The organism is Cellulomonas sp. P2_F12 (genome assembly GCF_056403775.1).
Map to the genome: position 1 here is coordinate 314,296 of NZ_JBFUEV010000001.1, position 25,334 is coordinate 339,629.

28 protein-coding genes are annotated in these 25,334 nt (G+C 73.1%); 18 read left to right on the forward strand and 10 right to left on the reverse strand.

The window, feature by feature from the left end; all coding sequences use genetic code 11:
* Positions 1 to 185: 185 nt before the first annotated feature.
* Positions 186 to 2,885 carry a substrate-binding domain-containing protein gene (locus AC1DWH_RS01420; protein ID WP_477092169.1) on the forward strand — a complete coding sequence of 900 codons (2,700 nt, stop codon included), beginning with the start codon at positions 186 to 188 and terminating at the stop codon, positions 2,883 to 2,885.
* 48 nt (positions 2,886 to 2,933) lie between these two features.
* On the opposite strand, the gene AC1DWH_RS01425 is transcribed toward AC1DWH_RS01420, so the two are convergent.
* Together AC1DWH_RS01425 and AC1DWH_RS01430 are read right to left on the reverse strand one after the other, a co-directional pair.
* Positions 2,934 to 4,676, reverse strand: coding sequence for a DEAD/DEAH box helicase (locus tag AC1DWH_RS01425; protein WP_456845040.1), 1,743 nt, complete (start codon positions 4,674 to 4,676; stop codon positions 2,934 to 2,936).
* Between the two features lie 283 nt (positions 4,677 to 4,959).
* On the reverse strand, positions 4,960 to 5,373 hold the full coding sequence (locus AC1DWH_RS01430) for a CoA-binding protein (protein WP_477092170.1): 414 nt from the start codon (positions 5,371 to 5,373) through the stop codon (positions 4,960 to 4,962).
* A gap of 108 nt (positions 5,374 to 5,481) precedes the next feature.
* Here AC1DWH_RS01430 and clsA point away from each other — a divergent pair, with 108 nt between their 5' ends.
* The 8 genes from clsA to AC1DWH_RS01470 all read left to right on the forward strand — a co-directional run bounded on the left by clsA (position 5,482) and on the right by AC1DWH_RS01470 (position 11,173).
* Positions 5,482 to 6,066: a cardiolipin synthase ClsA gene (gene clsA / locus AC1DWH_RS01435; RefSeq protein WP_456845038.1), complete on the forward strand. Its 585-nt coding sequence runs from the start codon at positions 5,482 to 5,484 to the stop codon at positions 6,064 to 6,066.
* Positions 6,063 to 6,995, forward strand: coding sequence for a DUF881 domain-containing protein (locus AC1DWH_RS01440; protein WP_456845037.1), 933 nt, complete (start codon positions 6,063 to 6,065; stop codon positions 6,993 to 6,995). Before clsA ends, AC1DWH_RS01440 begins: the two co-directional genes overlap by 4 nt.
* Positions 6,992 to 7,324: a small basic family protein gene (locus AC1DWH_RS01445; RefSeq protein WP_456845036.1), complete on the forward strand. Its 333-nt coding sequence runs from the start codon at positions 6,992 to 6,994 to the stop codon at positions 7,322 to 7,324. Before AC1DWH_RS01440 ends, AC1DWH_RS01445 begins: the two co-directional genes overlap by 4 nt.
* Entirely contained in the window at positions 7,321 to 8,403 is a 1,083-nt protein-coding gene (locus tag AC1DWH_RS01450) for a DUF881 domain-containing protein (RefSeq protein WP_477092171.1), read from the forward strand. Before AC1DWH_RS01445 ends, AC1DWH_RS01450 begins: the two co-directional genes overlap by 4 nt.
* A gap of 142 nt (positions 8,404 to 8,545) precedes the next feature.
* Positions 8,546 to 9,010 carry an FHA domain-containing protein gene (locus AC1DWH_RS01455; RefSeq protein WP_477092172.1) on the forward strand — a complete coding sequence of 155 codons (465 nt, stop codon included), beginning with the start codon at positions 8,546 to 8,548 and terminating at the stop codon, positions 9,008 to 9,010.
* Positions 9,011 to 9,050: 40 nt separating this feature from the next.
* The gene (gene ftsR, locus AC1DWH_RS01460) at positions 9,051 to 9,827 is read left to right on the forward strand and encodes a transcriptional regulator FtsR (RefSeq protein WP_477092173.1); all 777 of its coding nucleotides are present in this window, start codon (positions 9,051 to 9,053) and stop codon (positions 9,825 to 9,827) included.
* A gap of 68 nt (positions 9,828 to 9,895) precedes the next feature.
* On the forward strand, positions 9,896 to 10,420 hold the full coding sequence (locus tag AC1DWH_RS01465) for a bifunctional nuclease family protein (RefSeq protein ID WP_456845032.1): 525 nt from the start codon (positions 9,896 to 9,898) through the stop codon (positions 10,418 to 10,420).
* Positions 10,421 to 10,639: 219 nt separating this feature from the next.
* The gene (locus tag AC1DWH_RS01470) at positions 10,640 to 11,173 is read left to right on the forward strand and encodes a MerR family transcriptional regulator (RefSeq protein ID WP_477092721.1); all 534 of its coding nucleotides are present in this window, start codon (positions 10,640 to 10,642) and stop codon (positions 11,171 to 11,173) included.
* A 55-nt stretch (positions 11,174 to 11,228) separates the two neighbouring features.
* Here AC1DWH_RS01470 and AC1DWH_RS01475 read toward each other — a convergent pair whose 3' ends face one another.
* On the reverse strand, positions 11,229 to 11,993 hold the full coding sequence (locus tag AC1DWH_RS01475) for a ParA family protein (protein WP_456845031.1): 765 nt from the start codon (positions 11,991 to 11,993) through the stop codon (positions 11,229 to 11,231).
* A 111-nt stretch (positions 11,994 to 12,104) separates the two neighbouring features.
* On the opposite strand from AC1DWH_RS01475, the gene AC1DWH_RS01480 reads away from it, so the two are divergent.
* The 3 genes from AC1DWH_RS01480 (at position 12,105) to AC1DWH_RS01490 (ending at position 13,492) form a co-directional block, all read left to right on the forward strand.
* The gene (locus tag AC1DWH_RS01480) at positions 12,105 to 12,749 is read left to right on the forward strand and encodes an MBL fold metallo-hydrolase (protein WP_477092174.1); all 645 of its coding nucleotides are present in this window, start codon (positions 12,105 to 12,107) and stop codon (positions 12,747 to 12,749) included.
* 63 nt (positions 12,750 to 12,812) lie between these two features.
* On the forward strand, positions 12,813 to 12,971 hold the full coding sequence (locus tag AC1DWH_RS01485; RefSeq protein WP_456845029.1) for a hypothetical protein: 159 nt from the start codon (positions 12,813 to 12,815) through the stop codon (positions 12,969 to 12,971).
* A 35-nt stretch (positions 12,972 to 13,006) separates the two neighbouring features.
* Entirely contained in the window at positions 13,007 to 13,492 is a 486-nt protein-coding gene (locus AC1DWH_RS01490) for an N-acetyltransferase family protein (protein ID WP_477092175.1), read from the forward strand.
* On the opposite strand, the gene AC1DWH_RS01495 is transcribed toward AC1DWH_RS01490, so the two are convergent.
* Positions 13,471 to 14,472: a ketopantoate reductase family protein gene (locus tag AC1DWH_RS01495; RefSeq protein ID WP_477092176.1), complete on the reverse strand. Its 1,002-nt coding sequence runs from the start codon at positions 14,470 to 14,472 to the stop codon at positions 13,471 to 13,473. The genes AC1DWH_RS01490 and AC1DWH_RS01495 overlap by 22 nt on opposite strands.
* A 48-nt stretch (positions 14,473 to 14,520) precedes the next feature.
* Between AC1DWH_RS01495 and AC1DWH_RS01500 the strand changes: the two genes are divergently transcribed.
* Entirely contained in the window at positions 14,521 to 15,063 is a 543-nt protein-coding gene (locus AC1DWH_RS01500; RefSeq protein ID WP_477092177.1) for a dihydrofolate reductase family protein, read from the forward strand.
* A gap of 441 nt (positions 15,064 to 15,504) precedes the next feature.
* Here the strand turns inward: AC1DWH_RS01500 and AC1DWH_RS01505 are convergent, their stop codons facing one another.
* Positions 15,505 to 16,068, reverse strand: coding sequence for a GNAT family N-acetyltransferase (locus AC1DWH_RS01505; protein ID WP_477092178.1), 564 nt, complete (start codon positions 16,066 to 16,068; stop codon positions 15,505 to 15,507).
* A gap of 88 nt (positions 16,069 to 16,156) precedes the next feature.
* Here AC1DWH_RS01505 and AC1DWH_RS01510 point away from each other — a divergent pair, with 88 nt between their 5' ends.
* A complete protein-coding gene (locus AC1DWH_RS01510; RefSeq protein WP_477092179.1) occupies positions 16,157 to 16,546 on the forward strand; it encodes an HNH endonuclease in 390 nt (129 codons plus the stop codon).
* Here the strand turns inward: AC1DWH_RS01510 and AC1DWH_RS01515 are convergent.
* From AC1DWH_RS01515 to AC1DWH_RS01530, 4 genes are all read right to left on the reverse strand, one after another.
* Positions 16,527 to 16,958 carry an iron chaperone gene (locus tag AC1DWH_RS01515; RefSeq protein WP_477092180.1) on the reverse strand — a complete coding sequence of 144 codons (432 nt, stop codon included), beginning with the start codon at positions 16,956 to 16,958 and terminating at the stop codon, positions 16,527 to 16,529. The two genes, AC1DWH_RS01510 and AC1DWH_RS01515, sit on opposite strands and share 20 nt — an antisense overlap.
* A 52-nt stretch (positions 16,959 to 17,010) precedes the next feature.
* A complete protein-coding gene (locus AC1DWH_RS01520; protein ID WP_477092181.1) occupies positions 17,011 to 19,401 on the reverse strand; it encodes an excinuclease ABC subunit UvrA in 2,391 nt (796 codons plus the stop codon).
* A gap of 107 nt (positions 19,402 to 19,508) precedes the next feature.
* Positions 19,509 to 19,919 (reverse strand): VOC family protein, encoded by a 411-nt coding sequence (locus tag AC1DWH_RS01525; protein ID WP_477092182.1) that lies wholly within the window; start codon positions 19,917 to 19,919, stop codon positions 19,509 to 19,511.
* Between the two features lie 5 nt (positions 19,920 to 19,924).
* Positions 19,925 to 20,374 carry a helix-turn-helix transcriptional regulator gene (locus AC1DWH_RS01530; RefSeq protein ID WP_477092183.1) on the reverse strand — a complete coding sequence of 150 codons (450 nt, stop codon included), beginning with the start codon at positions 20,372 to 20,374 and terminating at the stop codon, positions 19,925 to 19,927.
* 86 nt (positions 20,375 to 20,460) lie between these two features.
* On the opposite strand from AC1DWH_RS01530, the gene AC1DWH_RS01535 reads away from it, so the two are divergent.
* The 3 genes from AC1DWH_RS01535 to AC1DWH_RS01545 all read left to right on the forward strand — a co-directional run bounded on the left by AC1DWH_RS01535 (position 20,461) and on the right by AC1DWH_RS01545 (position 23,826).
* Positions 20,461 to 22,752, forward strand: coding sequence for an LLM class flavin-dependent oxidoreductase (locus AC1DWH_RS01535; protein WP_477092184.1), 2,292 nt, complete (start codon positions 20,461 to 20,463; stop codon positions 22,750 to 22,752).
* Entirely contained in the window at positions 22,749 to 23,225 is a 477-nt protein-coding gene (locus AC1DWH_RS01540; protein ID WP_477092185.1) for a heme-degrading domain-containing protein, read from the forward strand. The genes AC1DWH_RS01535 and AC1DWH_RS01540 overlap by 4 nt, the downstream gene beginning before the upstream one ends.
* 88 nt (positions 23,226 to 23,313) lie before the next feature.
* A complete protein-coding gene (locus tag AC1DWH_RS01545) occupies positions 23,314 to 23,826 on the forward strand; it encodes a hypothetical protein (protein WP_477092186.1) in 513 nt (170 codons plus the stop codon).
* A gap of 2 nt (positions 23,827 to 23,828) precedes the next feature.
* On the opposite strand, the gene AC1DWH_RS01550 is transcribed toward AC1DWH_RS01545, so the two are convergent.
* Entirely contained in the window at positions 23,829 to 24,779 is a 951-nt protein-coding gene (locus tag AC1DWH_RS01550) for an aldo/keto reductase (RefSeq protein ID WP_477092722.1), read from the reverse strand.
* 210 nt (positions 24,780 to 24,989) lie between these two features.
* Between AC1DWH_RS01550 and AC1DWH_RS01555 the strand changes: the two genes are divergently transcribed.
* Positions 24,990 to 25,334 (forward strand): RNA polymerase-binding protein RbpA, encoded by a 345-nt coding sequence (locus tag AC1DWH_RS01555; RefSeq protein WP_055914529.1) that lies wholly within the window; start codon positions 24,990 to 24,992, stop codon positions 25,332 to 25,334.

The following is a 25,334-nucleotide window of genomic DNA, read 5'->3' on the forward strand; positions in this document are numbered from 1 at the left end:
GCGGCGCGCCGGGGCCGGCGCAGGGGCGGGGGAGGACGGCCCGGAGCTCGGCGTCGGGGGCGACGCGGAAGAGCCGGGTGCTCCGGAGTCATATGCAGGTGTGACCACGATCACCTAGTGTGTCGCCCGATGCGGGTGAAATGCATCATCTCGGCTCCGACGACGTGGGCGAGGGATGTGGGGTCATGGGAACAGTGCGGCGCGGACCGGTCTCGCCGACGGCACGGCGGACGATCGGCGTGCTCTCGCCGGTGGTCGGCGGGTTCTACTTCGGGGCCCTGATCGCCGGGGTCGCACGGGCCGCGCGGGCCGCCGGGCACCGCGTGGTGGCGGTGCAGACGTACCCCGCCGGCCTGGACCGCGAGCGGTACCCCGACGAGTCCATCCTCGACGCACCGGTAGCGCTCGGCGCCGTCGACGGGCTGGTCGTCGTCGGCAAGGCGCTGCGCAGCGACCGGCTCGCCTCGGTGCAGCAGTGGGGCCTCCCGGTCGTCCTGGTGAGCGAGGAGCCGCAGTCCGCCGACGACGCGGTCGTGCTCCCGGACAACCTCGGTGGCGTCAAGGCGGCCGTCGAGCACCTGCTCGGGCACGGGCACACGGCCATCGGGTTCGTCGGCTGCCTGACGCAGCGCGACATGCGGGAGCGGTTCGCCGCCTACCGCTCGACGCTCGCGGAGCACGGCATCGAGGCCCCCGACGCCTGGATCTTCGAGGCGTCCGACAACCACGAGCAGGGCGGCGCCGATGCGGCCGCGCGCATGCTCACGCTCGGCACGCCGACCACGGCGGTCGTCGCGGCGACGGACCGGAACGCGATCGGCTTCCAGCGTGCCCTGCGCGCCGCCGGCCTCGTGCTGCCCCGCGACCAGGCCGTCATCGGCTTCGACCACGCCGACTCCGGAGCGCGCGTGACCCCACGCCTGTCCACCGTCGACGCGCACTACGACCGCGTCGGCGAGACGGCCGTCTCCCTGCTGCTCTCCCGGATGCGCGGCGAGGAGGTGCCCGGAGGCGAGTACCGGGCGCCGTCGACGCTCGTCCTGCGGGAGTCCTGCGGGTGCACGGATGCTGGCCAGGCAGCTCCGGACGCGGGGTCGTCAGGCGGGCGCGGCGGCTACCAGGTGCTCCGTGCGCTGGCGGAGTCCGCGTTCGTGGGGCCGTCGGGAGTCGGCGGGGTGCGCCGCACCGGCGCGGCGCCGCGGGAGGCGTGGTGGCACGCGGTGGTCGAGCCGGTCGAGACCGCGGCCGAGCGGGGGACCGCACCGGGCCCCGCGACGCTGGGTCGGCTGGCCGACCTGACGGCCGCGATGCAGCCGCACCCGGAGGCGCTGGAACAGCTGGTGACCTGTCTCCGGGCTGTCGAGTCAGACGTAGTGGAAGCGCTCTCGCGCCCGCAGCACGAGCCCGCCGTCCGGCGGGCGGTCACCGAGGTGCTGCTGGCGGTGACCAAGGGCTGCACGCGGTCGATGCTCGCGCGCAGCGGGCAGCTGGAGCGCACGATCGTCGACCAGTACGAGGTCGACATGGACCTCCTGCGCGGGGACGGCGCCAGCCCGCGCGCCCTCGGGTGGCTGCCGCGGGGGGTCCGCGGGCACGCCTGCCTCGGGCTCTGGCTCGGTGCGGACCGCGGACCGGGGGACCGCGAGATGGAGCTCGTCGGCGTGCACGACACGTCGGGCACCCTGTCCCGGCTGGTCGGTGTCCGCACGACCGCCAGCCAGTTCCCGCCGACCGCCCTGACCCGCGCCGGCACGATCGGGTCCAACGAGCTGACGTTCGTCGTCCCGGTGACGTTCGGGGGCAGTGACTGGGGCCTGCTCGCGATCGACGGCACGGTCGAGACGAGGGCCACCAGCGCGCGCGACCGGTTCAACCACTGGGCCGCGCTGCTCGCGGTCGCCCTCGACCAGGAACGGCTGCTGGCCAACCTGCGCGAGCAGCGGCGGGCGCTCGAGCAGGCCGCCGCCCGGGAGCGGTCGCTGGCGGACACGGTCCGGGCCAGCGAGGAGCGCTATGCCCTCGCGTCGATGGCCGCCCACGACGGCACCTGGGACTGGGACGTGTCGGCCGGGACCGTCTACTACTCGCCCCGCTGGAAGCAGACCCTCGGCTACGCCGACGACGTCATCGGAGACTCGCCGGGCGAGTGGCTCGAGCGCGTGCACCCGGCGGACCGGGACGAGCTCTCGGCGTCGATCGCCTCGCAGCTGGCCGGAGCCGGCTCACCGCTGGAGCTGGAGCACCGCGTCCGGACGTCCTCGGGGGACTACCGCTGGATGCTGTGCCGCGCGGTCACGGTGCTGGACGACGCCGGCTGCCCGGCCCGGCTGGTGGGGGCGCTGGTGGACGTGACCGAGCGCAAGGAGGCCGAGATCGCCCTCCAGCGCGACGCCCTGCGCGACCCCGAGACCGGGCTGGTGAACCGCCTGCTGTTCCTCGACCGCCTCGGCGCCGCCGTGCTCCGGACGCGCCGGTCGCCCGGCTACGACTGCGCTCTCGCCCTCGTGCGCGTGCTCGACGGACCGACGCTCCCGGGCCAGGACCGGCTCGACGGGGACGCCGACGCCCGGCTCGACCTGCACCGCGAGCTGGTCCGCCGGCTGCGTCGGTCGCTGCGGGAGGGGGACACCCCGGCTCGGATCGCCGAGGACGACTTCGTGGTGCTCCTCGACGACGTCGGTCCCGGCGGGCTGCCGGCGCGGCTGTCGTCGCTGCTGGACCAGGTGCGCCAGGAGCTGGGCTCGCGCGTCGCCGTCGGGGTGCTCGGCAGCATCCGGGGCTTCCGGGACGTCGGCGAGGTGCTGCGCGAGGCGGACATCACGCTGCTGCGCGGGGCGTCGCGACCCGGGCGGCCGGAGCCGCGCCCCGGGTCGGTGCTCAGGTAGCACGACGCCCCTGCCTCCCGGAGGGGAGACAGGGGCGGTGTCGTGCGATCAGCTGCGGCCGCGGGCCGGGCCGTGCGTCGGGCGCGAGGCGCCGTGGCCCGGGCGCGGGCCCGAGTCGAGGCGGATGCGCAGCGGGCGACCGGCGACGCGCGTGCGGGCGAGGCGGTCGATCACGTCGGCGGACAGGCCGGCCGGGATGTCGACCAGCGCGAAGCTGCCGAAGATGTCGATCTTGCCGACATCCTTGCCGGTCAGGCCGCCCTCACCGGTGAGCGCGCCCACGAGGGCACCCGGCTGGAGGCCGTCACGGTGACCGACAGCGACGCGCCAGCGCGGCGAGCCCCCGGCGATGTGCGTGTCGGCCCGGCGACGCTCGCCCCGCTCGGGACGGTCGTAGCCGCGCTCGCCGTCACGCTCGCGAGCGTTGCCGCCGGTGAGGTGGGCGCGGGAGAGCGCGTCGTCGAGGTCGTCGCCCTGGACGGCCACGGGACCCTCGTCGCCGACCGCGAGCGCGGTGACGACGGCGAGCAGGTCGACCGGGTCGACGTCGGGGTTCTGGGCCAGGTGCACGGCGATGGCCTCGCGGTACAGGTCCAGGCGACCGAGCTCGGCCCGCGCACCCGTCCGTGCGAGCAGCGCCTGCACGCGGTGCGCGGAGACCTCGGCGGGCGAGGGGATCTCGACCTGCAGCAGGGACTGCCGCGTGGTCCGCTCGATCTGGCGCAGACGCGACTGCTCGGCGGGCGTGACGAACGACAGCGCCTCGCCCTCGCGGCCGGCGCGACCGGTGCGGCCGATGCGGTGCACGTAGGTCTCGGGCTCGCGCGGCACGTCGAAGTTCACGACGAGGCCGATGCGGTCCACGTCGAGGCCACGGGCGGCCACGTCGGTGGCGACCAGCACGTCGAGCGCGCCGGTTCGCAGCCGGTCGACGATCTTCTCGCGCTCGGTCTGGGCGACGTCGCCGGAGATGTACGCGGCGGAGATGCCGCGCTCGATCAGCGCGCTGCCGACCTCCTCGGCCGCACCGCGGGTGCGCACGAACACGATGGCGGCCTCGGCCGGCGACACGGCGAGCACGCGGGCGAGCGCACCGGTCTTGTGGCGGTGCGGGACGACGGCGTACGTCTGGCGCACGCTCGTCACGGTGGACGCCTGGCGCGAGACCGTGATCTCGACCGGGTGGTTCAGGTGCTGCTCGGCGACCCGGCGGATCTGCGGCGGCATCGTCGCGGAGAACAGGGCGACCTGACGCTCGCGCGGCGCGGCGGACAGGACCTTGTCGACGTCCTCGGCGAAGCCCATGCGCAGCATCTCGTCGGCCTCGTCGAGCACGAGGAAGCGGACCTGGTCCATCTTCAGCGTGCGACGGTCGAGGTGGTCGAGCACGCGGCCGGGGGTGCCGACGACGACCTGGGCGCCGCGGGACAGCGCGCGCTGCTGCGGCAGGAACGGCGAACCGCCGTAGACCGCGAGGACGTTGAGCCCGGGCAGGTGCGTGGCGAACGACTGGATGGCGTCGGCCACCTGCATCGCGAGCTCACGCGTCGGGGTCAGCACGACCGCCTGGACGGCGGGGATGTCGTAGTCGATCGCGGCCAGCAGCGGCAGCCCGAACGCGGCGGTCTTGCCGGTACCGGTCTGCGCGACGCCGACGATGTCGCGGCCGCTCAGCAGGGCGGGGACGGCCTGCGCCTGGATGGCGGACGGGGTGGTGAAACCGAGGTCCGCGATCGCGGCCTGGAGGGCCGGGGGCAGGCCCAGCTCGTCGAAGGTGCCGTTCTCGGGCATGGAAGAGGGCGCAACAGAACTCATGAAATGAGGGAACCGATCATCGCGGGGCGGAGCCCTGAACCGTGCACCAGGTCGGCGAACAGCGGGTCGCAGCCCCGGACCACCCAGTGGCAACCGCTCACGCGATGCCTAGACCACACGACGCGAGGCGGGCCCCGACCGGCTCAGCGGTGGTGGCGACGCCTCGAAGGGGGACGCGACGAACTCCAGATTCGTGGATGAGTCTACCGGGTGGGCGCCTCGCGCGGCAGGCAGGGTGCAGGTGACGTCGCGCACAGGGTCACAGACCGCGGCGCGGACCCTCGATCGCCGGGCAGGCATCCATCACCACGTCGAGCCCGGCGGCGCGCGCCCGGTCCGCCGCGGCCTCGTCGACGACGCCGAGCTGCAGCCACACCGCGCGGGCGCCGACGGCGATCGCCTGGTCGACGACGTCGCCGGCGAGGTCGCTGTTCACGAACACGTCCACCACGTCGACCGGCCCGTCGACGTCCGCCAGCGTGGCGACGCCCGGGGCGCCGTGCACCGTCTCGGCGTGCGGGTGGACGGGGACGATCGTGTGCCCGATCGACTGTACGTACCGGGCGACGCCGTACGCGGCGCGCGCACTGTTGGTCGAGAGCCCGACCACGGCCCACCGGCCGGGGGTGCTCAGGAGCCGGGTGATCACGTCGGGGTCGTTGCGGTGCACCATCCCAGAACTCTCGCACCCGGACCGGGGGTCTGCGCGCCGTCGTCCTGGAGCCCCCCGCGGGCCGCATAGGATCGACGCCGCCAGGACGGGACGGCGACGGGGGAGGCAGTGGCGAGCAACGACGTCGTCTCCTCGCGCGTGCTGACGGTCCCCAACGTGATCAGCATGGTGCGACTCCTGCTGGTCCCGGTCTTCGCCCTGCTCATCGTCCAGGGGCACGACGGATGGGCCGTGGTGGTGCTCGCCGTCTCCGGTGCCAGCGACTGGCTGGACGGCGTCCTCGCCCGACGGCTCGGTCAGGTCTCGAAGCTCGGGCAGATGCTCGACCCCGCGGCGGACCGTCTCTTCATCATCGTCACCCTCGTCGCCCTGGCCTGGCGCGACGTCGTGCCGTGGTGGCTGCTCGCGGTCCTGGTGCTGCGCGACGTCGTGCTCGCCGTGATGCTCGTGGTGCTCGCCCGCGCCGGGTACGCGCCGCTGCCGGTGCACCTGGCCGGCAAGGCCGGCACCTTCGCCCTGCTCTACGCCTTCCCCCTGCTCCTGCTCGCGCAGTGGAGCTCGTGGGTGGGCACGGTGGCCGGGGTGGTCGGGTGGGCGTTCGCGCTGTGGGGCGTGGCGCTCTACTGGTTCTCCGCCGTCCTGTACCTCGCCCAGGCGCGCCGCCTGCTGCGTGACGCCCGCGGATCCGCATGAGCACGCGGCACGGGAGCGCCGGTCCGCCGCGGTCGCCCGACGCCTCGATGACGCTGATCACCGAGTTCTACCGGCGCCCGCTCGACCCCGGCTACGCGGAGGCCGCGGCGCGCCGTGCGGCCGGAACCGCCCCGCGCCGGACGGGCCGGTCCACCGCGGGACTGGTCGTGCTCGCCATGGCCCTGGGCCTGGGCGCGACCGCCGCCACCCTCGCCCTGCGCCAGCCGGCGGGCTCGGTGCAGGCGGCGCGTTCCCTGCTGGAGAAGCAGATCGAGCAGCGCAGCGTCGAGGCCGACGCCACGCAGTCGGACATCGCCGCCATGACGACGCAGATCGCCACGCTCCAGGCGGACCTGCTCGGCGACGAGGGCCAGTCGCTGCGGGACCAGGTCGAGGCCGACTCCGTGCACTCCGGGGTCGTGGCCGTGACCGGACCCGGCCTGCGGCTGGTCCTCACGGACGCGCCGTCGGACGACCCCGACACCGAGGACCCCGAGCTCCGCGTCCAGGACGTCGACCTGCAGGTCGTCGTGAACGGGCTGTGGGCCGCGGGCGCCGAGGCCGTCGCGGTCAACGGGGAACGGCTGACGGCGATGACGGCGATCCGCAGCGCCGGCGACGCCGTCCTCGTCGACCTCGTGGCCCTGAGCAGCCCGTACACCGTCGAGGCCATCGGCGACGCCGTCGGCATGCAGACGGCGCTCGCCCGGGCAAGCGCGGGGCAGCACCTGGCGACGCTGCGGTCGACGTTCGGCATCGGGGTCCAGCTCACGTCGCAGAGCTCGCTCTCCCTGCCGGGCACGGGCCTCGTCACGCTGCATGACGCTCAGGTCCCGGACGCGACACCCACGCCCGGAGCGGAGCAGGGTGCACCGGACGAGAGCGATGTGGCAGGGTCTGCAATTCCGACAGGGAGGGACGGCACGTGATCGCGCTCATCGGTCTGCTCGTGGGGGTCGTCGGCGGCCTGCTCCTGCAGCCCACCGTCCCTGTCGAGCTCCAGCCCTACCTGCCCATCGCGGTCGTGGCGGCGCTCGACGCGCTGTTCGGCGGCCTGCGCGCGATGCTCGACGGCATCTTCGACGACCGCGTCTTCCTCATCTCGTTCCTGTCCAACGTCGTGGTCGCGGCGCTGATCGTGTTCCTGGGCGACCAGCTCGGGGTGGGCACGCAGCTGTCGACCGCCGTCGTCGTCGTCCTGGGTATCCGGATCTTCTCCAACGCCGCGTCGATCCGTCGCCACCTCTTCAAGGCATGACCGTGACCCCGTCGCAGGAGGATCGGGACGACCGGGACGTGCAGCCGCACGGCCCGGCCGACGACGCGCTGAGCCTGCCGCCGGTCGTGCCCGACGACGAGTCCTCGAACCCGCCGCCGGTCGCTCCCGCCGACGAACCGCTGAGCCTGCCCCCGGTCGTGCCCGACGACGAGCCCCTGAGCCTGCACCCGGTCGTGCCGGAGGACGAGCCCGCGAGCCTGCCGCCCGTCGTCACGGACAGCGACGACGACGCACCTGCCGAGCAGGTCGTCGCGGCCGACGACCTCGCGTCGGCACCCGTGGATGCCCCGGTCACCGACGAACCCCCCTCGGAACCCACGGCGGACGCCACCGAGCGCAGCGGCTGGGCGGTGCTCGGCCGCGCCCTGCAGCCGCGCCTGACGCGCGCCCAGGTGCTGGCCGGCGTGCTCTGCGCGGTGCTGGGCTTCGCGCTCGTCGCGCAGGTGCGCCAGTCCAGCGGCGCGGACCTGGCGGGCATGCGCCAGGGCGACCTCGTCCGCATCCTCGACGAGACGACGAACCGCGGCGACGCCCTGGCCCGGGAGGCGGCCGACCTGGCGCGCGAGCGGGACGACCTGCTGTCGGGCTCGGACCGCCGCCAGGCCGCGCTCGACGCCCTGCGCCGCAGCGCCGAGACTCAGGGCATCCTCACGGGCCGCCTGCCGGCCGAAGGCCCCGGCGTCATCGTGACGCTCACGGAGCCCGACGGGCTGATCAAGCCGATCACGATGCTCAACATGCTCGAGGAGCTCCGCAACGCCGGCGCCGAGGCCGTGCAGCTCAACGACCAGCGGGTCACCGCGAGCAGCGCGTTCACGGGTACCGGCGGGGCGATCGTCCTCGACGGGGTGGCCCTGACGGCCCCGTACCGCTGGGTCGCGATCGGCGACCCGGACATCATCTCGCCCGCGCTGCAGATCCCCGGCGGCGCGATGGCGCAGGTGCGCAACAACGGCGGCAAGGGGACGGTCGAGAGCGCCGACCACGTCGACGTCGACGCGATCCGGGACGTGCCTGACCCCGTCTACGCCACGCCGGTGCCGCCCACGGGCGATTGATCCCGGTCTGGACCGCCGCGGAGCCGGACGCGTTCCGCCAGGTGGGTAGGTCGTGCTGCGCCGACGGGCTCGCTCCGCATAGGGTGTGGCTGACCCCGACGTGCACCGGTGGTCGACGCGAGGAACGGGCCCGGGAGGTGGCATGAGCGACGAGGACCAGCAGGTCGAACCCCCCGCCTACGGACCCGACACGACGGTGAGCTTCGGAGCGATCGAGCCGGTCGAGATCGAGGCCGCGGCGCCGGTCGGCCTCACGCCGGACGAGGTCGCAGCCGTGCACGCGCTCCCGCCCACCTCGGCGCTCCTGGTGATGCAGCGCGGCGCCAGCGCGGGTGCCCGGTTCCTGCTCGACGCCGAGCGCACGGTCGCGGGCCGCTCGACGGGGGCCGACATCTTCCTGGACGACGTGACGGTCTCGCGCAAGCACGCCGAGTTCGTGCGCGACGGGCAGTCCTTCGTCGTCCGTGACATCGGCTCGCTCAACGGCACGTACGTGAACCGCACCCGCATCGACCAGTCCGTGCTCCGGGCCGGCGACGAGGTGCAGATCGGCAAGTACCGCATGACGTTCCACCCGAGCCCGCACCGCGACGCGGCCGGCGCGTGACCGGCCGGAACCTGGGGCTCCACCCGACAGGGAGCAGCACGTGACGAGTGCCCGAGCGCAACGCGTGCAGACGGACACGGACACGGACGCGCCGGCAGCCCCGGAGGTCGAGCACGAGCCGTGGCCGCGCGGGATCTCGCGGCGGGCGTCGATGCGCATCTCCGACGTCCTCGCGTCGTTGCAGATCGAGTTCCCCGCGGTGACCACCAGCAAGCTGCGCTTCCTCGAGGAGCAGGGGCTGGTCGAGCCCGTCCGGACCGCGGCCGGCTACCGGCAGTACTCCCCGGCGGACATCGAGCGGCTGCGGTTCGTCCTGCGGCAGCAGCGGGACCGGTACATGCCGCTCAAGGTCATCGGCGACCGCCTGGCGGCGCTGGACGCCGGTGAGGAGGACGAGCCGGCACCGCGCGCACGGCTGGCCACCCGTGACGGCGTGCGCGAGGCGGCGGGGACGCGTCTGACGGTCGAGTCGCTGGCGCGCGAGTCCGGCGTCGAGGTCTCGTTCGTGGAGGAGCTCGTCGCGGCGGGCGTGCTGCGGGGGCACGGCACGACGTCGTTCGACCCGTGGGCACGCGAGATCGTCGTGGCGGCCGCGGCCCTGGCCGAGCACGGCATCGACGCCCGGCACCTGCGGCAGTTCCGCACCGCGGCCGACCGGCAGGCCGACCTCGTCGAGCAGGTCGTCGCCCCGTGGCGCGGCCAGCGCAGCGCGTCGTCGCGGGCCCGGGCGGGCACGCTCGCCGCCGAGGTGGGCGAGCTCTGCAACCAGATGCACACGGCTCTGGTGCGGGCGGCCGTCGCCGACCTGGCACCGTAACGATCCCGACACACACTGCCTGCCCGCGGGGGGAGCCGGATCGCCGTCGGCGTCGTAGCGTGGGCGCCATGGGGGACGACGCCGAGCTCGTACCGGTCGAGATCGTCGGGGTGCGACAGCACCTGGCCGACGACGAGATCGTCGTGCTGCTCCTGGACCCCGACTCCGAGCTGCTCGTCCCCATCCTCATCGGACCGACGGAGGCGAGCGCGATCGCGTCCGCCCAGGCCGGCATCGTCCCTCCGCGCCCGATGACGCACGACCTGCTGCGGGACGTGCTGATCGCCACGGGCTCCGGGCTGACCCGGGTCGAGATCACGCGGCTGGAGGACGGGGTGTTCCACGCCGAGCTGGTGCTCCGGACCGGGCCGCGCGTCGACTCGCGGGCGTCGGACGCGATCGCCCTCGCGCTGCGGTTCGGCTGCCAGGTCCTGTGCTCGGCCGAGGTGGTCGCCGTGGCCGGTGTCGAGGTCCGGACCACCACCTCGGAGCAGGATCTCGAGCGGTTCCGGCGGTTCCTGGACCTGGTCACGCCGGAGGACTTCAGCACCGGCGCGGAGCCGGACGACGACCCCGGCGCGGAGGGCCGTTGACGGCCTGCGGGCGGTCAACCTTCTCCCTCAGGTCGAAGGTGAGACTCGCCGGCCGCGACACGCCCGGCGGGCGTCATGGCGTCTGTCGCGTCACGGGCCTACTCTGACAAGCAGCCGGGGGAGCCGTCCGCCGACCGGCTCGCGACGAGTGGAGGATTCGTGACCAGCAACGAGAATGCCGAGAGCGTCAGCGGGGCAGTCCCGCAGCGCGCTCAGGGCATGTTGTTCGACGACGACCTCCCCGACCTCGACACCGCCACCGGTTACCGCGGTCCCACCGCGTGCCGCGCGGCCGGCATCACGTACCGCCAGCTCGACTACTGGGCCCGCACCGGCCTGGTCGAGCCGTCGATCCGACCGGCCACCGGCTCGGGCACCCAGCGCCTGTACAGCTTCCGGGACATCCTCGTCCTCAAGGTGGTCAAGCGCCTGCTCGACACGGGCGTCTCGCTGCAGCAGATCCGCACCGCCGTCAGCCACCTGCGTGAGCGCGGTGTCGACGACCTGGCGCAGATCACGCTGATGTCCGACGGCGCCAGCGTCTACGAGTGCACGTCCGCCGACGAGGTGATCGACCTGGTGCAGGGTGGCCAGGGCGTGTTCGGCATCGCCGTCGGTCGGGTCTGGCGCGAGGTCGAGGGCACGCTCGCCGAGCTTCCGTCGGAGCGTGCGGACGAGGACGACGAGCTGGTCGGCGAGCCGTCGCCGCACGACGAGCTCGCGATGCGGCGTCAGGCGCGCACGGCCGGCTGACCACACGAACGTACCGAGAGCGGCGGCCCCAGTCGGGGTGGCCGCTCTCGTCGTCTCAGTGCCGGGGTGCCCGCAGCGCTCGCTCCAGGAGGGCGTCGAACGTCCGGGCCAGCTCGTTCGCGGCCGCTCCTGGCCACGCGTGCACGGGCTGCGCCGCCCCCTGCGCCTGCTGCAGCGCGGCACGCTCGGGGACGGGCGGGGTGAGCACCAGCGGTCCGTACAGCGTCTGGAGCTCCTCCAGCCGGAACGCCTGCTCGATGGAGCGGGCGCGGACGCGGTTGACGACGATGCCGAGCGGCTGGAGCGCTGGGGCCGGGCCGCGGCGCAGCTCGTCGATCGTGCGCATGGCGCGACCGACCGCCATGACGGCGAACAGCCCGGGCTCGGTCACGACGAGCGCACGGTCGCAGGCGGCGAGGCCCGTGCGGGTCAGGCCGCCCAGGGACGGCGGGCAGTCGACCAGGACCAGGTCGTAGCCGTGCACCCAGGAGAGCGCGTACCGGAGTCGGTCGATGTCGTCGCCCTCGAGCCGGTCGTGCGCGGCCGACCGCTCAGAGCCCGCGAGCACGTCGAGGCCCTCGTCGGCCCACGAGGAGAGAACGGTCGCGGCGGCCATCGTCGCCTCGCCCGGCTCGTCCAGCACGGACGCGACGTCGCCGGTCAGGGGCCGGGCGCCGAGCGCCATCGTGCTGTCGCCCTGTGGGTCGAGGTCGATGACCAGCGTGCGCAGGCCCCGCTCGAGAGCCGCCGACGCGAGACCGAGGGTGATCGACGTCTTGCCCACGCCACCCTTGAGACTGCACACCCCGAGCACCAGCACGGCGCAACCGTATCCGTGCCGCGCCCCGCCGACGAAACGCCGCGCAGATCGGTACGGGTGCGCGCACGGGTTCCGGGGGCACGGACGCCCTGGTCAGGACAGACTGGCCCGATGAGCATCCGACTGACCCGTTGGGGACACGCCTGCATCCGCCTCGACCGCGGCGAGGACCGCCTGGTCATCGACCCCGGGGTCTTCTCCGACGTGCCGCTCGCGCTCGATGGCGTCTCCGCCGTCCTCGTCACGCACGAGCACCCCGACCACGTGGCCACCGAGCCGGTCGTCGAGGCGATCCAGGGCGGTGTGGAGGTGTGGGCGCCGCAGGCCGTCGTCGACATCCTGGTCGCCGCGGGCGCCCCCTCGGAGAAGGTGCACGCCGTCAGTGCGGGAAACGCTTTCACGGCCGGCGGCTTCGACGTCGACGTGCTGGGGGAGTGGCACGCGCTGATCCACCAGGACGTGCCGCGCGTGCACAACGTCGGCTACCTGGTGGCCGGGATCCTCCACCCGGGCGACTCCTACGTGGACACCGCCGGCGCCCACGTCGACGTGCTGTGCACCCCGGTGGGCGCGCCGTGGCTGAAGCTGGGCGAGGTCGTCGACTTCGTGCGCGCCGTGAACCCGGGCCAGATCGTCGTCATCCACGACGCGCTGCTCAGCGCGATCGGGCAGGGGATGGCGAACAACCTGCTCGGACGCCTGGGCGGGGCCGGCGACGCGATCTCGCTCGACCCGGGCGAGGGCATCGACATCTGAGCGTCCCTGCTGTCGCGGCACCCGTGCCGCCCCGTAGCGTGAACGAGTCGGAAGGAGACCGCCGTGACGGAGTCCGTGGGGCACGAGGTGCCCGAGCTCGAGTACGACGAGACCGTGCCGCCGCGTCCCGAGGAGGAGATCGCCGACGCGGCCCGCGCCGTGCCGGACCCCGACGGGCACGGCGGAACCCCAGCCGATCTCACGGCGCGCGACGAGCCCTGAGGCCGTCTGCGCCGGTCGTGGGGCATCCTGTGCAGGTGATTGTCCAACAGGTGGGGGAGAACGACTGGCGCCTCGTCCAGGACGTGCGCCTGCGCGCGCTGCGGGAGGACCCGGACGTCTTCGGCGCCTCGCTGGCGCGCGAGGAGCGGTTCGTCGAGTCGCACTGGAGGATGCGCCTGCGTACCTCGACCACCTGGATCGCCGTCGACGACGGCGGCGTCGGCCGGGGGATCGTCACGATGATGCAGGAGCCGGGCTCACCGGTGGACGACAGGCACGTCGTGTCGCTGTGGGTGGCCTCCGAGGCGCGGAGGCACGGCGTCGGGTGGGCGCTGCTCGACGCGGTGCGCACGGCCGCCGCCGCCGAGGACGCGCGGACGGTGTCGTTGTGGCTGCTCGACGGGAACCACGCCGCGGGTGACCTGTACGTGCGCGCCGGGTTCACGCGGACGGGGGAGCGGCAGGTCCTGCCACGGGACCCGTCGCAGACCGAGGAGCGCTACGTCCTGACGCTGCGCTGAGCGACCAGGGCGAGCAGGTCGGCGGCCGCCACCGAGCCGGGAGGCGTGCCCGCCGCTGCCGCCTGCCGCGAGAGCGCCTGGAGCAGCGCGTTCACCGGCGTCGGCACGCCGTGCAGGCGGCCGAGCAGCACGATCTCGCCGTTGAGGAAGTCGGTCTCGATGGAGCCGGTGCCGCGGACCAGCGACTGCCACGACGAGCCGCCGCCGTCCTCGCCGGGGAGCCGTCCCATCTGGAACTCGGCCCGGCCTGCGTCGTGCTCGTCGTCGGGGATCACGTGCACCCCGGCCGCGGCCAGGACCGCACGGCCCTCTGCGGTCGCCCGCGCGCCGAGCTCACGGGCAGCCTCGTCCCAGCCCGTCCCGCACAGCGCCTCGACGGCGTTGGCCAGGTTGGTGAGCAGCTTGTAGTACTTCCACGCCATCACGTCCTCGACGACGGGCGCACGGAACCCGGCGGCGACGAGGTCCGCGGCGATCGCCGTCGGCGCCGGTCCACCCGTCGGGACGGGACCCAGCGTGAGGACTCCCGGGACCGGTGTGCTCCCCGCCGAGACCCGACCGGGCTCGAGGAACGTCGCCGGCAGCCAGACGCACATGCCCACGACGTGCGCGAACCTGCGCAGCGCGGCCCGCTCGTTGTCGACGCCGTTCTGCGCGCAGACCAGGGGGAGCGCGCTCGACGCCGTGCCGCCACCTGCGACCGGACGGTCCGCCCACGCCTCGAGGACGGCGGCCGTGTCCTGGCTCTTCACGGCGACCACGAGGACGTCGCCCGGACGCAGCTCCACGTCCTGCGGACCCGCGGCAGTCGGCGGGTGCACGTGGCTGACGCCGTCGACGGTGGCCACCTCGAGACCGCCGGATCGCAGGACCTCGAGCTGCCGGTTGCGAGCGACGAGCACGACGTCACGTCCGGCCGCCGCGAGCAGCCCGCCGATCACTCCGCCGACCGCACCTGTCCCGATGATGATGTAGCGCACGCCCGCAGGCTACGTGGCGGGGAGCCCGTCGGCTGCGATGATCGGAGCGTGAGCTCGAGACGGGTCGTCGTGTACGAGCTGGTGTCCCTCGACGGTGTCGCCGAGGATCCCGCCGGCTTCCTCACCGACTGGGACGACGCCGTGGACGCCACCATCGGCGACGTGATCGCCACGCAGGACGCGGTCATCCTGGGGCGTCGCACCTACGACGACTGGGTCGGGTTCTGGCCCGCCAGCGACATCGAGCCGTTCGCGTCGTTCATCAACGCGGTCGCGAAGTACGTGGCGACCTCGTCACCGCTCGACGGCAACTGGGCCGGCGCGCGGGCGATCGAGGGCGGCCTCGTGGAGTTCGTTCGCGACCTGAAGGATCGACCCGGGGGTGACATCGGCGTCCACGGGAGCATCTTGGTCGCCCAGTCGCTGCTGGCGGCCGGACTGGTCGACGAGCTCAGGCTCGTGATCGCCCCGACGATCGTCGGCACCGGGCGTCGACTGCTGGACGGGTTGCCGCCGATCCGCCTGCAGCCGATCCGCAGCGTGGTCTCACCGACGAGCCACCTGCTGCTCGACTACCGCGTCCTTGGGTAGCCGTTCCCGGGGCACCGGGGAGTGGAGCCAGCCCACGCACCTCGCTCGATCTCGGTCCGTCACAGGTGGAATGTCATAATGTGCATTATCGGCGTAGCGCACATGCCCACAATCAGCCACACGGGACTGCACCACACATGCATGCGGCGAGACGTGCTCCACGATGGCTGACAGCCCGCGGATGCTCTCGACTCCGTCGCGACGACCTGTCTGCGACAACCACGCCACGCCCGTGTCAGGAGTCCGTCCACGGACGCCTTGTCTGCGACACGCGAGCTGGACCAGCGACAACCACGCCAGGGACGTGTCGGGCCAGGCGGCGCGTGCGGAGCTCGTCCACGGTGGCAGCCTCCCCGCGAGACTCGTCGACGATCTGCGGCCGGCGAGCCATGCTGACATAATCGCGGGATGCCTCGCCTGTCCTGGCGAGAACGTCGTCACCTAGCGGCGCCGGGGACGGTTCTGGACGTCGAACTCCTGGCTCAGCAGCGACCAGACGGACTTGTCGTGGAACGTGCCGTCCACGAGCCAGGCCTCTCGCAGCACACCCTCGTGCACCATGCCGAGCCGTCGGGCGACCGCGATGCTGCGGAGGTTGTCGCTGCGGCAGCGCCACTCCACCCGGTGGAGCGCTCGCACCTCGAACGCGTAGCGCAGCAGGTGCCTGACGGCCGCGGTGATGTGCCCGTGCCCCTCCCCCGCGGGCTCCGACCAGCAGCCCACCTCGCAGACGCCGGCGGCTGCGGAGAACGCCACGAACATCACCCCGCCCACCAGGGTGCCGTCCACCCAGATGCCGTAGATGCGCGGCCCGTCGAGCGCGAGCTGCCCTGCGTACCGGGTCAGCGTGGCGTGCGCGCCGGCGACGTCGTCGCTGAGGAACGACGGCCCGACCCACGGACGGATGTGCTCGCGAGCGCGCTCCATGTGGGCGGCGAACTCGGCCGCGTGCGACGGCTCGAGCGCATCGAGGTGTGCGCCTGTCTCCAGTGCGATCGGGTTCATCGTCCCCCCTGACTGTGTCGTCCGTCTCTGCGTGGTGCGGCCGGAGCGCCTGCTCCGACCTGCGGCCGGTCGACCGTACGCTCCCGGCATGGCTGTCGGTGGGAGTCGCAGGGCCCGCGCGGCGCGGCGCCGCAAGCGCCGCATGGACGGCGTGGAGCACGACCTGACCCCGGCGCAGTGGGCCGCGCTGCAGGAGGCCTGGGCCGGGTGCGCGTACTGCGGCGCCACCGACGGGCCCATGCAGCGCGACTGCGTCCTGCCGATCTCCCGCGGGGGCCGCTACACGCTGGAGAACGTCGTCCCGGCGTGCCGGTCGTGCAACACGAGCAAGTGCAACGACGAGGTCACCGGCTGGATCCGGCGGAAGCGTCTCGACGAGCGCGCGTTCCTCGCGCGCTACGTCGAGCTCCGCACCGAGCTCGGCCTCCGCTTCCCGGCGGCCGTCGAGCCCGAGGCGGTCAGCTCACCGCCTTCGTGACCAGCGCAGCGATCCTCTTCTCGTCGGCGGCCGTGAGCGAGGTCAGGGCGAACGCGGTCGGCCACATGGTCCCGTCGTCGATCTTGGCCGCGTCGTTGAAGCCCAGGGTCGCGTACCGCGTCTTGAACTTCGAGGCCGCCTGGAAGAAGACGACGACCTTGCCGTCCTTGGCATAGGCCGGCTGCCCGTACCAGGTTTTGGGCTCGAGGTCCGGAGCAGCCTCGGTGATCACGGCGTGGATCCGCTCGGCCATCGCGCGGTCGGCATCGCCCATCTCGGCGATCTTCTCCAGCAGGTCGGCCTCGCCGTCACCGGACTTCTTGCCCCGCGTCTCCTTGGCGCGCTCCTTCATCGCGGCGCGCTCCTCGGCCGAGAATCCCTCGGTCGTCGTGCCCTTCTTCGTCTCCGCCATGACGGGTTCCTCTCAGGTGGTGGGTGGTGCGCCGACGGCCCAGGTGGGGTGGTCAGGCGCCGACGTACGCGGCGAGGTGCTGACCGGTGAGCGTGGAGCGGGTGGCGACGAGGTCGGCGGGCGTGCCCTCGAAGACGATGCTGCCGCCGTCGTGGCCGGCGCCGGGTCCGAGGTCGACGATCCAGTCCGCGTGGGCCATGACCGCCTGGTGGTGCTCGACGACGATCACGGACTTGCCCGAGTCGACCAGACGGTCGAGCAGGGCGAGCAGGCGCTCGACGTCGGCGAGGTGCAGTCCGCTGGTGGGCTCGTCGAGGACGTAGGTGCCGCCCTTCTCCCCCATGTGCGTCGCGAGCTTGAGCCGCTGGCGCTCGCCGCCGGACAGCGTCGGCAACGGCTGGCCGAGGCTCACGTAGCCCAGGCCGACGTCTGCGAGCCGGTCGAGGATGGCGTGCGCGGCCGGCGTGCGGGCCTCCCCCGCGCCGAAGAACTCCTCGGCCTCGACCACGGACATCGCCAGGACCTCGCTGATGTCGCGACCGCCCAGCTTGTACTCCAGGACCGACGCCTGGAAACGCTTTCCCTCGCACTCCTCGCACGTGGTGGCCACGCCGGCCATCATCGCCAGGTCGGTGTAGATGACGCCCGCCCCGTTGCAGGTCGGGCAGGCGCCCTCGGAGTTGGCGCTGAACAGCGCCGGCTTGACCCCGTTGGCCTTGGCGAACGCCTTGCGGATCGGCTCGAGCAGGCCGGTGTAGGTCGCCGGGTTGCTCCGGCGGGACCCCTTGATGCCGCCCTGGTCGATGGACACGACACCCGCGCCGGACGGGATCGAGCCATGCACCAGCGAGCTCTTGCCCGAGCCGGCGACGCCCGTGACGACGACGAGCATCCCGAGCGGGATGTCGACGTCGACGTCCTGCAGGTTGTTCGAGGTGGCGCCGCGGATCTCCAGCGTGCCGGTGGGCGTGCGGACCGCGTCCTTGAGCGTCGCCCGGTCGTCGAAGTGGCGGCCCGTGAGGGTGCCGCTGGTCCGCAGCTCCTCGACGCTGCCCTCGAAGCAGATCGTCCCGCCGGCCGTGCCGGCGCCGGGACCGAGGTCGACGACGTGGTCGGCGATCACGATGGTCTCGGGCTTGTGCTCGACCACCAGCACGGTGTTGCCCTTGTCGCGCAGCCGCAGCAGCAGGTCGTTCATCCGCTGGATGTCGTGCGGGTGCAGCCCCACGGTGGGCTCGTCGAAGACGTACGTGACATCGGTCAGCGACGAGCCGAGGTGGCGGATCATCTTGATCCGCTGCGCCTCGCCGCCGGACAGCGTGCCCGACGGCCGCTCCAGCGAGAGGTACCCGAGGCCGATGCTCACGAACGAGTCGAGGGTCTCCTGCAGGGAGACGAGCAGCGGCGCCACCGACGGCTCGTCGAGCCCGCGGACCCACTCGGCCAGGTCGCTGATCTGCATCGCGCAGGCGTCGGCGATGTTGACCTTGCCGATGCGGGACGACCGCGCCCCCTCGTTGAGGCGGGTGCCCCCGCAGTCCGGGCAGGCGCCGAACACCACGGTGCGCTCCACGAACGCCCGGATGTGCGGCTGCATCGCCTCGACGTCCTTGGACAGGAACGACTTCTGGATCTTCGGGACCAGACCCTCGTAGGTGAGGTTGATGCCCTCGACCTTGATCTTGGTCGGCTCCTTGTAGACGAGGTCGTGCAGCTCACGCTCGGTGAACTCCCGGATCGGCTTGTCCGGGTCGAAGAAGCCGGACCCGGCGAAGATCCGGCCGTACCAGCCCTCCATGCTGTAGCCCGGGATCGTCAGCGCACCCTCGTTGAGCGACTTGGAGTCGTCGTAGAGCTGCGTCAGGTCGATGTCGCTGACCTTGCCCGTGCCCTCGCACCGCGCGCACATGCCGCCCGTGATGGTGAAGCTCCGCCGCTCCTTCGTGGTGGTGCCGCCGCGCTCGATGGTCACCGCCCCGGCCCCCGAGATCGACGCGACGTTGAACGAGAACGCCTGGGGCGAGCCGACGTGCGGCTGACCGAGCCGGCTGAACAGGATGCGCAGCATCGCGTTCGCGTCGGTGGCGGTGCCGACGGTCGAGCGGATGTTGGCGCCCATCCGCTCCTGGTCGACGATGATCGCCGTGGTCAGGCCGTCGAGGACGTCGACGTCGGGTCGCGCGAGCGTCGGCATGAAGCCCTGCACGAATGCGCTGTAGGTCTCGTTGATCATCCGCTGGGAGTCCGCCGCGATCGTGCCGAACACCAGCGAGCTCTTGCCCGACCCGGACACGCCCGTGAACACCGTGAGCCGGCGCTTCGGCAGCTCGACGCTCACGTCCTTGAGGTTGTTGACGCGCGCGCCCTGGACCCGGATCAGGTCGTGGCGGTCGGCGGGGTGCCGCGTCTGCGCGGCCGCGTCCGTCCGGGTGTCCGTGCTCATCGTGTCTCCGTCTGTCGGGTGGGCCTGCGCACGAGGTCGTGAGGGCGTCGTCTGGTTCGATCCAACCAGGTGGCAGGGGTGGGACGCCCCGTCGTGGGCGTGGCGGCTCAGCCCACCGCGTTGATGCGGACCAGATTGCCCGAGGGGTCGCGGAAGGCGCAGTCGCGGACGCCGTACGGCTGGTCGGTCGGCTCCTGCACCACCTCGACGTCGCTGGCCTGCAGGCGGTCGAAGACGCCGTCGAGGTCGTCCGTCGCCAGGGTGATCGCGCCGTAGCTGCCCTTGGCGATCAGCTCGAGGATGGTCCGGCGCTCGTCGTCGGTGATGCCCGGCTCGGCGGCCGGCGGGTGCAGCACGATGGACGTTCCCGGCTGGTTGACCGGACCGACCGTGATCCAGCGCATCCCCTCGTACCCGACGTCGTTGCGGACCTCGAAGCCGAGCGCGTCGCGGTAGAAGGCCAGCGCCGCGTCCGGGTCGGTCTGCGGGAGGAACGTGTGGTGGATGCTGATGTCCATGGCAGTCACGCTAGTTGGGGCTCTGCGGCCCGTGCTTCTCGATTCCTGATCGGTCTGGTGACCTGCCTGGCGATGCACGCCGGCAGCTCGGGGCCCGCGGGAGCGGTCCGCGCCCGGTAGATGCTGGGCGGGATGCCGACGAGCTCGGTGAAGCGCGTGCTGAAGGTGCCGAGCGACGAGCAGCCGACCGCGAAGCAGACCTCGGTGACGCTCAGGTCCCCCCGCCGCAGCAGCGCCATCGCCCGTTCGATGCGGCGCGTCATCAGGTACGCGTACGGCGACTCCCCAAACGCGAGCCGGAACTCCCGGCTCAGGTGGCCGGCCGACATGTGCGCGCCGCGCGCGAGAGCCTCGACGTTCAGTGGCCGCGCGTACTCCCGGTCGATGCGGTCGCGGACCCGGCGCAGCCGCGCGAGGTCGCGCAGGTGCTGCTCGAATGCGGGATCGTCGATCATCTCCACGATCGTGCCACGTCGTGCGGACACGCTCACGGGCGGCGTTATAGTTGAAGTCTCAATCATCTGCATGGAGGAACCCCGGGATGTCCGACTACGGCCACGACCTCGTCCTCGGGACGTTCCTCACCCCCTCGGCGAAGCAGCCGCAGCAGGTCGTCGCACTCGCGCAGGCGACCGAGCGCGCCGGCCTCGACCTGGTGACGTTCCAGGACCACCCGTACCAGCCGGCCTTCCTCGACACCTGGACGCTGCTGTCCTGGGTCGCCGCGTCCACGGAACGGGTCCACGTCGCCGGCAACGTGCTCAACCTCCCGCTGCGGCCGCCCGCGGTCCTGGCCCGCGCCGTCGCGAGCCTCGACCTGCTCTCGGGCGGCCGGTTCGCGCTGGGCCTGGGCTCTGGGGCGTTCTGGGACGCGATCGTCGCGATGGGCTCGCCGAGGCTGACCCCGGGGCAGGGCGTGGACGCCCTCGACGAGGCGATCGACATCATCCGCGGCATCTGGGACGCCGACGAGCGCCGGCCCCTGCGGGTCGACGGGACGTATCACCACGTCGCCGGCGCCAAGCGCGGCCCGGCCCCGGCGCACGACGTCCCGATCTGGCTCGGCGCGTACAAGCCGCGGATGCTCGGCCTGGTCGGCCGCAAGGCGGACGGCTGGCTGCCGAGCCTGGGCTACCTGCAGCCGGGCGACCTCGCCGCCGGGAACGCGCGCATCGACGACGCGGCGCAGGAGGCGGGACGCGATCCCCGCGAGATCCGTCGGCTCCTCAACCTCGGCGGCGGCTCCTTCGAGGGGTCGGGCTTCCTGCAAGGACCGCCCGAGCGGTGGGTCGACGACCTCCTGCCCCTGGTCCTCGAGGACGGCATCTCGACCTTCATCCTGGCCGGCGACGACCCGTCGGTGATCGCGAGGTTCGGCGCGGAGGTCGCGCCTGCCCTGCGCGAGGCCGTCGCGGCGGCCCGTGGCGCCTCGGGCACGGTCGCGGGATCGGTGCGACCGGCGATCTCGCTGGCCAAGCGCCGACCCGGCATCGACTACGACGCCGTGCCCGCGTCCCTCGCCGCCACCGCCGTCGAGCCCGGCGACCGCGAGTACGGGCGCGTGCGGTCGTCGTACATCTACTCCGGCTCCCCCGGCCTGGTGCTGCGCCCGCGGGACCCCGAGGGCGTCCGCGACGCCCTGGCCTTCGCGCGCGCCCAGGACGTGCCGCTCGCCGTGCGCAGCGGCGGGCACGGGATCAGCAGCCGGTCGACCAACGACGGCGGCGTCGTCATCGACGTCGGCGCGCTCGACGCGGTCGAGGTGCTCGACCGCGCGCGCCGGATCGTGCGGGTGGGTGCAGGGGCCCGCTGGGGCGACGTCGCGGCCGCCCTGGCCCCGCACGGGCTCGCGATCAGCTCAGGCGACAGCGGCGACGTCGGCGTGGGCGGGCTGGTCACCGCGGGTGGCCAGGGCTTCCTGAGCCGCTCCTACGGCCTGACCCTCGACCACGTGGTCGCCGCGGAGCTGGTGCTGGCCGACGGACGGATCGTGCGGACGGACGCCGAGCACGAGCCGGACCTGCTGTGGGCCGTGCGCGGCGCCGGTGCCAACTTCGGCATCCTCACCGCGGTCGAGATCGAGGCGGCCGAGGTGCAGAACGTCGTGCACGCGACGATCGTCTACGACGCGACAGACACCGCGCCGTTCGTGCAGGCCTGGGCGGCGCTGGTCGAGAACGCCCCGCGCAAGCTCACCAGCTTCCTGACCCTGGTGCCGCCCCGCGGGAGCAACCCGGCCGTCGGCTACGCCATCATCGTGTGGGCGGACGACGACACCGAGGCCGCCATCGTGCAGCTAGAGCGGTTCCTCGACCTGGCGCCCGTGCTCCAGCAGCAGGCGCAGCTGCTCCCGTATGCCGCGGTCGTCACCGCCCACCACGGCGAGCACACCGGCGGCGCGGACTCGGCGGCCCGCGGCGGGCTGGTCGAGCACGTCACGCCCGAGCTCGCCGCGCTGCTCGGCGAGCTGGTGACCGACGGCGACGCCGACATGATCCAGCTGCGCGCGGTGGGCGGCGCGGTCAACGACGTCGACCCGGACGCCACGGCCTACGCCCACCGGACCCAGAACTTCTCGCTCTTCGCGTCCGCCCGGCCCAGCCGTCGCGCCCGGATCGACGCCTGGTGGGACCGCCTCGCCCCCCACCTGCGGGGCGTCTACCTGAGTTTCGAGACGAACCAGTCCCCCGACCGACTCACCGAGGTCTTCCCGCCGCGGACGTTGGACCGCATCGGGCGGCTCAAGGCCGTGTACGACCCCGAGCACGTGTTCGACGGCAACTTCGGCGTCCCTCCCCTGAGCTCAGGGGCCCGTGCCACGATGACGCCATGAGCACCCTCGATGACATCGTCGGCACGATCGCCCAGGTCGAGCAGCAGGAGCACGACCTCGTCTTCACCAGCTTCAGCAACGACGACGCGTGGCGCCTCGGCTGCCTGCTGGTCGAGCTCGCCCAGGAGCGGGACCTGCCCGTGACGGTCGACATCCGCCGCGGCACCCAGCAGCTGTTCCACGCGGCGCGCCCGGGCACCACTCCGGACAACGACAGCTGGGTCGAGCGCAAGGTGCGGGTGGTCGAGAGGTTCGGCGCGTCCTCGTTCCTGGTCGGGCTGCGCGCGAAGGCGGCCGGCACCACGTTCACGGTGCAGCACGACCTGCCCCTGCAGCAGTTCGCGGCGCACGGCGGAGCGTTCCCGGTCCGCGTGCGTGACGTCGGCGTGGTGGGCGTCGTGACCGTCTCGGGCCTCCCCCAGGCCGACGATCACGCCCTGGTGGTCGAGGCCATCTCGTCGCACCTGGCCTGAGCCGCCCCCAGCCCGGCCGGGCACTCCACGCGTCCACAGAAGGCCGCCCCGGCCGTCCCACGGGCCGCATACGGCCCACTCTGGCCGCATGGCGGAGAACGTGGACCACGGCTGGTTCGAGGACGACTGGGACGACGACGAGCACGACTCGTGGGGCGACGAGCCCTGGCTCGTCGACGACGACGGGCCGGACGACGACCTCCCCGACCCGCCCGGTGCCCGGCTCGGATCGGCCGGCGACGCGCTGGCCGTCGCGCTCGACCTGGTCGGTCCCGAGCGGGCCGGCCCTCCCGCGCTCTGGTTCCTGCTGCTGGACGGGTCCGACCGCACGCTCCCGCTGGTGCTGCCCATCACCGACGTCCCGCTGCGGGCCGACCGCGCGGTCGCCCGTCAGCTCATGTCCGTCCTGGCCTCGGTCATCGCGGCCGACGCCCCCGGTGGCTCCGTGGTCGTCGTCTGCGTCCGCGCGGCAGGCGGGGACCGTGGGGCGTTCGAGGCCTCGTGGGTGCCCGCGCTGCGGGAGGCGGCCGACGACCACGGGGTCCGCGTGTGGGCCGTCGTCGCCCTCGGCGCGAACCGCGCCCGGGTCCTCGAGTGGTGAGCTCAGGCGGTCGGACCGGGCGCCGCCTCGTCGATCGCGGCCAGCTGCTCCAGGGTGGGCTCCCAGGCGATCGACGCGACGTTGGCGCGGAGCTGCTCGGGCGTGCGCGCGCCGGCGATGACGGTCGCCACGGCCGGCTGGGCCGCGAGTCCGCCCAGCGCGAGGGTCGGCAGGTCGATCCCCCACTCGCCGGCCAGCGCGGCCAGGGCGTCGATCCGGTCGAAGTTCGCCCGCGCCAGCCGCTCGGGCATGCGGGTCAGCCGGCTGCCCTCGGGCGCCTGCTCGTCGCGCCGGTACTTGCCCGTGAGCAGCCCGGAGGCCAGCGGCACGAACGGGATGAGGCCGACCCCGGTCTGCTCCAGCGCCGGGACGAGCTCCGCCTCGGCCCCTCGGTCCAGGAGGTTGTACCGGTTCTGCGCGGACACGAAGGGTGTCGCGCCGGCGCTCCGGGCGGCCCAGTCCGCGTCGACCACCTGCCACGCCGCGAAGTTCGACGAGCCGATGTACCGGACCTTGCCCTCGGACACCAGCTCGTGGAGCGCCGCGAGGGTCTCCTCGATCGGGGTCACCGGGTCCGGCGCGTGCATCTGGAGCAGGTCGATGTGGTCGGTGCCCAGCCGGGCTAGGGAGCTCTCGACCGCCCGGCGCACATACCGCCGAGAGCCGCGGACGCCCCAGTCGGGCCCGTTGAGCCCGCCGGTGTCCATGCCGAACTTGGTGGCGACGACGACCTCGTCGCGGAGCGAGCCCAGGGCCGCGCCCAGCAGCTCCTCGCTCTGCCCGGGGACTCCGCCGTACACGTCGGCGGTGTCGATGAAGGTGATGCCCGCGTCCAGCGCCGCCGCCACCAGGGCGGGAACGCCGTCGGGATGCAGCGTGGCACCGAACGTGTTGCACCCGAGGCCCGCCACGGACACGACGAGTCCGCTGTCACCGAGCTGTCGGAAGGACATCTCGGCTGAGGTGCGGGAGGCTGGAGAGGTGGTCGCGGGCGCCTGCGGCGCGGGGATGCTCACCCGGGCAACCCTAAGCCTCTCCGCTGTGCACCACCGGTGTTCACCAGACCTTCACGTCGACCTGGAACACTGGAGGGGCGACCACCGTTGACATCGGTGGAAGTTCTCACTCTCGACGGCCGTACAACGGCACGGAGGTTCCCCAAGATGGCAAACCGGTCCCTGCGCGGCATGCGCATCGGGTCCCACAGCATGGAGACCGAGGACGGCGTTGAGTTCGCCCCCCGGCTCCAGGCTCACTACGACTGCCCCAACGGGCACACCATCATCCTGCCGTTCTCGGTCGAGGCCGACGTCCCGGTGGTGTGGGAGTGCCGGTGCGGCGAGGAGGCGCTCCTGCGTGACGCGTCCAAGCCCGAGGTGAAGGCCGGCAAGCCGCCGCGCACCCACTGGGACATGCTGCTCGAGCGCCGCACGGTCGGCGAGCTCCAGGAGCTGCTGGACGAGCGCCTGGACCTGCTCCGCTCGGGCAAGCTGCGCCGCAGCGCCTGA

Coding starts and splice junctions, on each gene's coding strand:
- AC1DWH_RS01470 (WP_477092721.1), top strand. CDS start 10,640: ATGTTGTTCGACGACGACCTCCCCGACCTCGACACCGCCACCGGTTAC.
- AC1DWH_RS01420 (WP_477092169.1), top strand. CDS start 186: ATGGGAACAGTGCGGCGCGGACCGGTCTCGCCGACGGCACGGCGGACG.
- AC1DWH_RS01465 (WP_456845032.1), top strand. CDS start 9,896: ATGGGGGACGACGCCGAGCTCGTACCGGTCGAGATCGTCGGGGTGCGA.
- AC1DWH_RS01425 (WP_456845040.1), bottom strand. CDS start 4,676: ATGCCCGAGAACGGCACCTTCGACGAGCTGGGCCTGCCCCCGGCCCTC.
- AC1DWH_RS01550 (WP_477092722.1), bottom strand. CDS start 24,779: ATGTCCTTCCGACAGCTCGGTGACAGCGGACTCGTCGTGTCCGTGGCG.
- AC1DWH_RS01525 (WP_477092182.1), bottom strand. CDS start 19,919: ATGGACATCAGCATCCACCACACGTTCCTCCCGCAGACCGACCCGGAC.
- AC1DWH_RS01540 (WP_477092185.1), top strand. CDS start 22,749: ATGAGCACCCTCGATGACATCGTCGGCACGATCGCCCAGGTCGAGCAG.
- AC1DWH_RS01530 (WP_477092183.1), bottom strand. CDS start 20,374: ATGATCGACGATCCCGCATTCGAGCAGCACCTGCGCGACCTCGCGCGG.
- AC1DWH_RS01505 (WP_477092178.1), bottom strand. CDS start 16,068: ATGAACCCGATCGCACTGGAGACAGGCGCACACCTCGATGCGCTCGAG.
- AC1DWH_RS01515 (WP_477092180.1), bottom strand. CDS start 16,958: ATGGCGGAGACGAAGAAGGGCACGACGACCGAGGGATTCTCGGCCGAG.
- AC1DWH_RS01455 (WP_477092172.1), top strand. CDS start 8,546: ATGAGCGACGAGGACCAGCAGGTCGAACCCCCCGCCTACGGACCCGAC.
- AC1DWH_RS01440 (WP_456845037.1), top strand. CDS start 6,063: ATGAGCACGCGGCACGGGAGCGCCGGTCCGCCGCGGTCGCCCGACGCC.
- AC1DWH_RS01430 (WP_477092170.1), bottom strand. CDS start 5,373: ATGGTGCACCGCAACGACCCCGACGTGATCACCCGGCTCCTGAGCACC.
- AC1DWH_RS01520 (WP_477092181.1), bottom strand. CDS start 19,401: ATGAGCACGGACACCCGGACGGACGCGGCCGCGCAGACGCGGCACCCC.
- AC1DWH_RS01450 (WP_477092171.1), top strand. CDS start 7,321: ATGACCGTGACCCCGTCGCAGGAGGATCGGGACGACCGGGACGTGCAG.
- AC1DWH_RS01545 (WP_477092186.1), top strand. CDS start 23,314: ATGGCGGAGAACGTGGACCACGGCTGGTTCGAGGACGACTGGGACGAC.
- AC1DWH_RS01510 (WP_477092179.1), top strand. CDS start 16,157: ATGGCTGTCGGTGGGAGTCGCAGGGCCCGCGCGGCGCGGCGCCGCAAG.
- AC1DWH_RS01535 (WP_477092184.1), top strand. CDS start 20,461: ATGTCCGACTACGGCCACGACCTCGTCCTCGGGACGTTCCTCACCCCC.
- AC1DWH_RS01555 (WP_055914529.1), top strand. CDS start 24,990: ATGGCAAACCGGTCCCTGCGCGGCATGCGCATCGGGTCCCACAGCATG.
- AC1DWH_RS01480 (WP_477092174.1), top strand. CDS start 12,105: ATGAGCATCCGACTGACCCGTTGGGGACACGCCTGCATCCGCCTCGAC.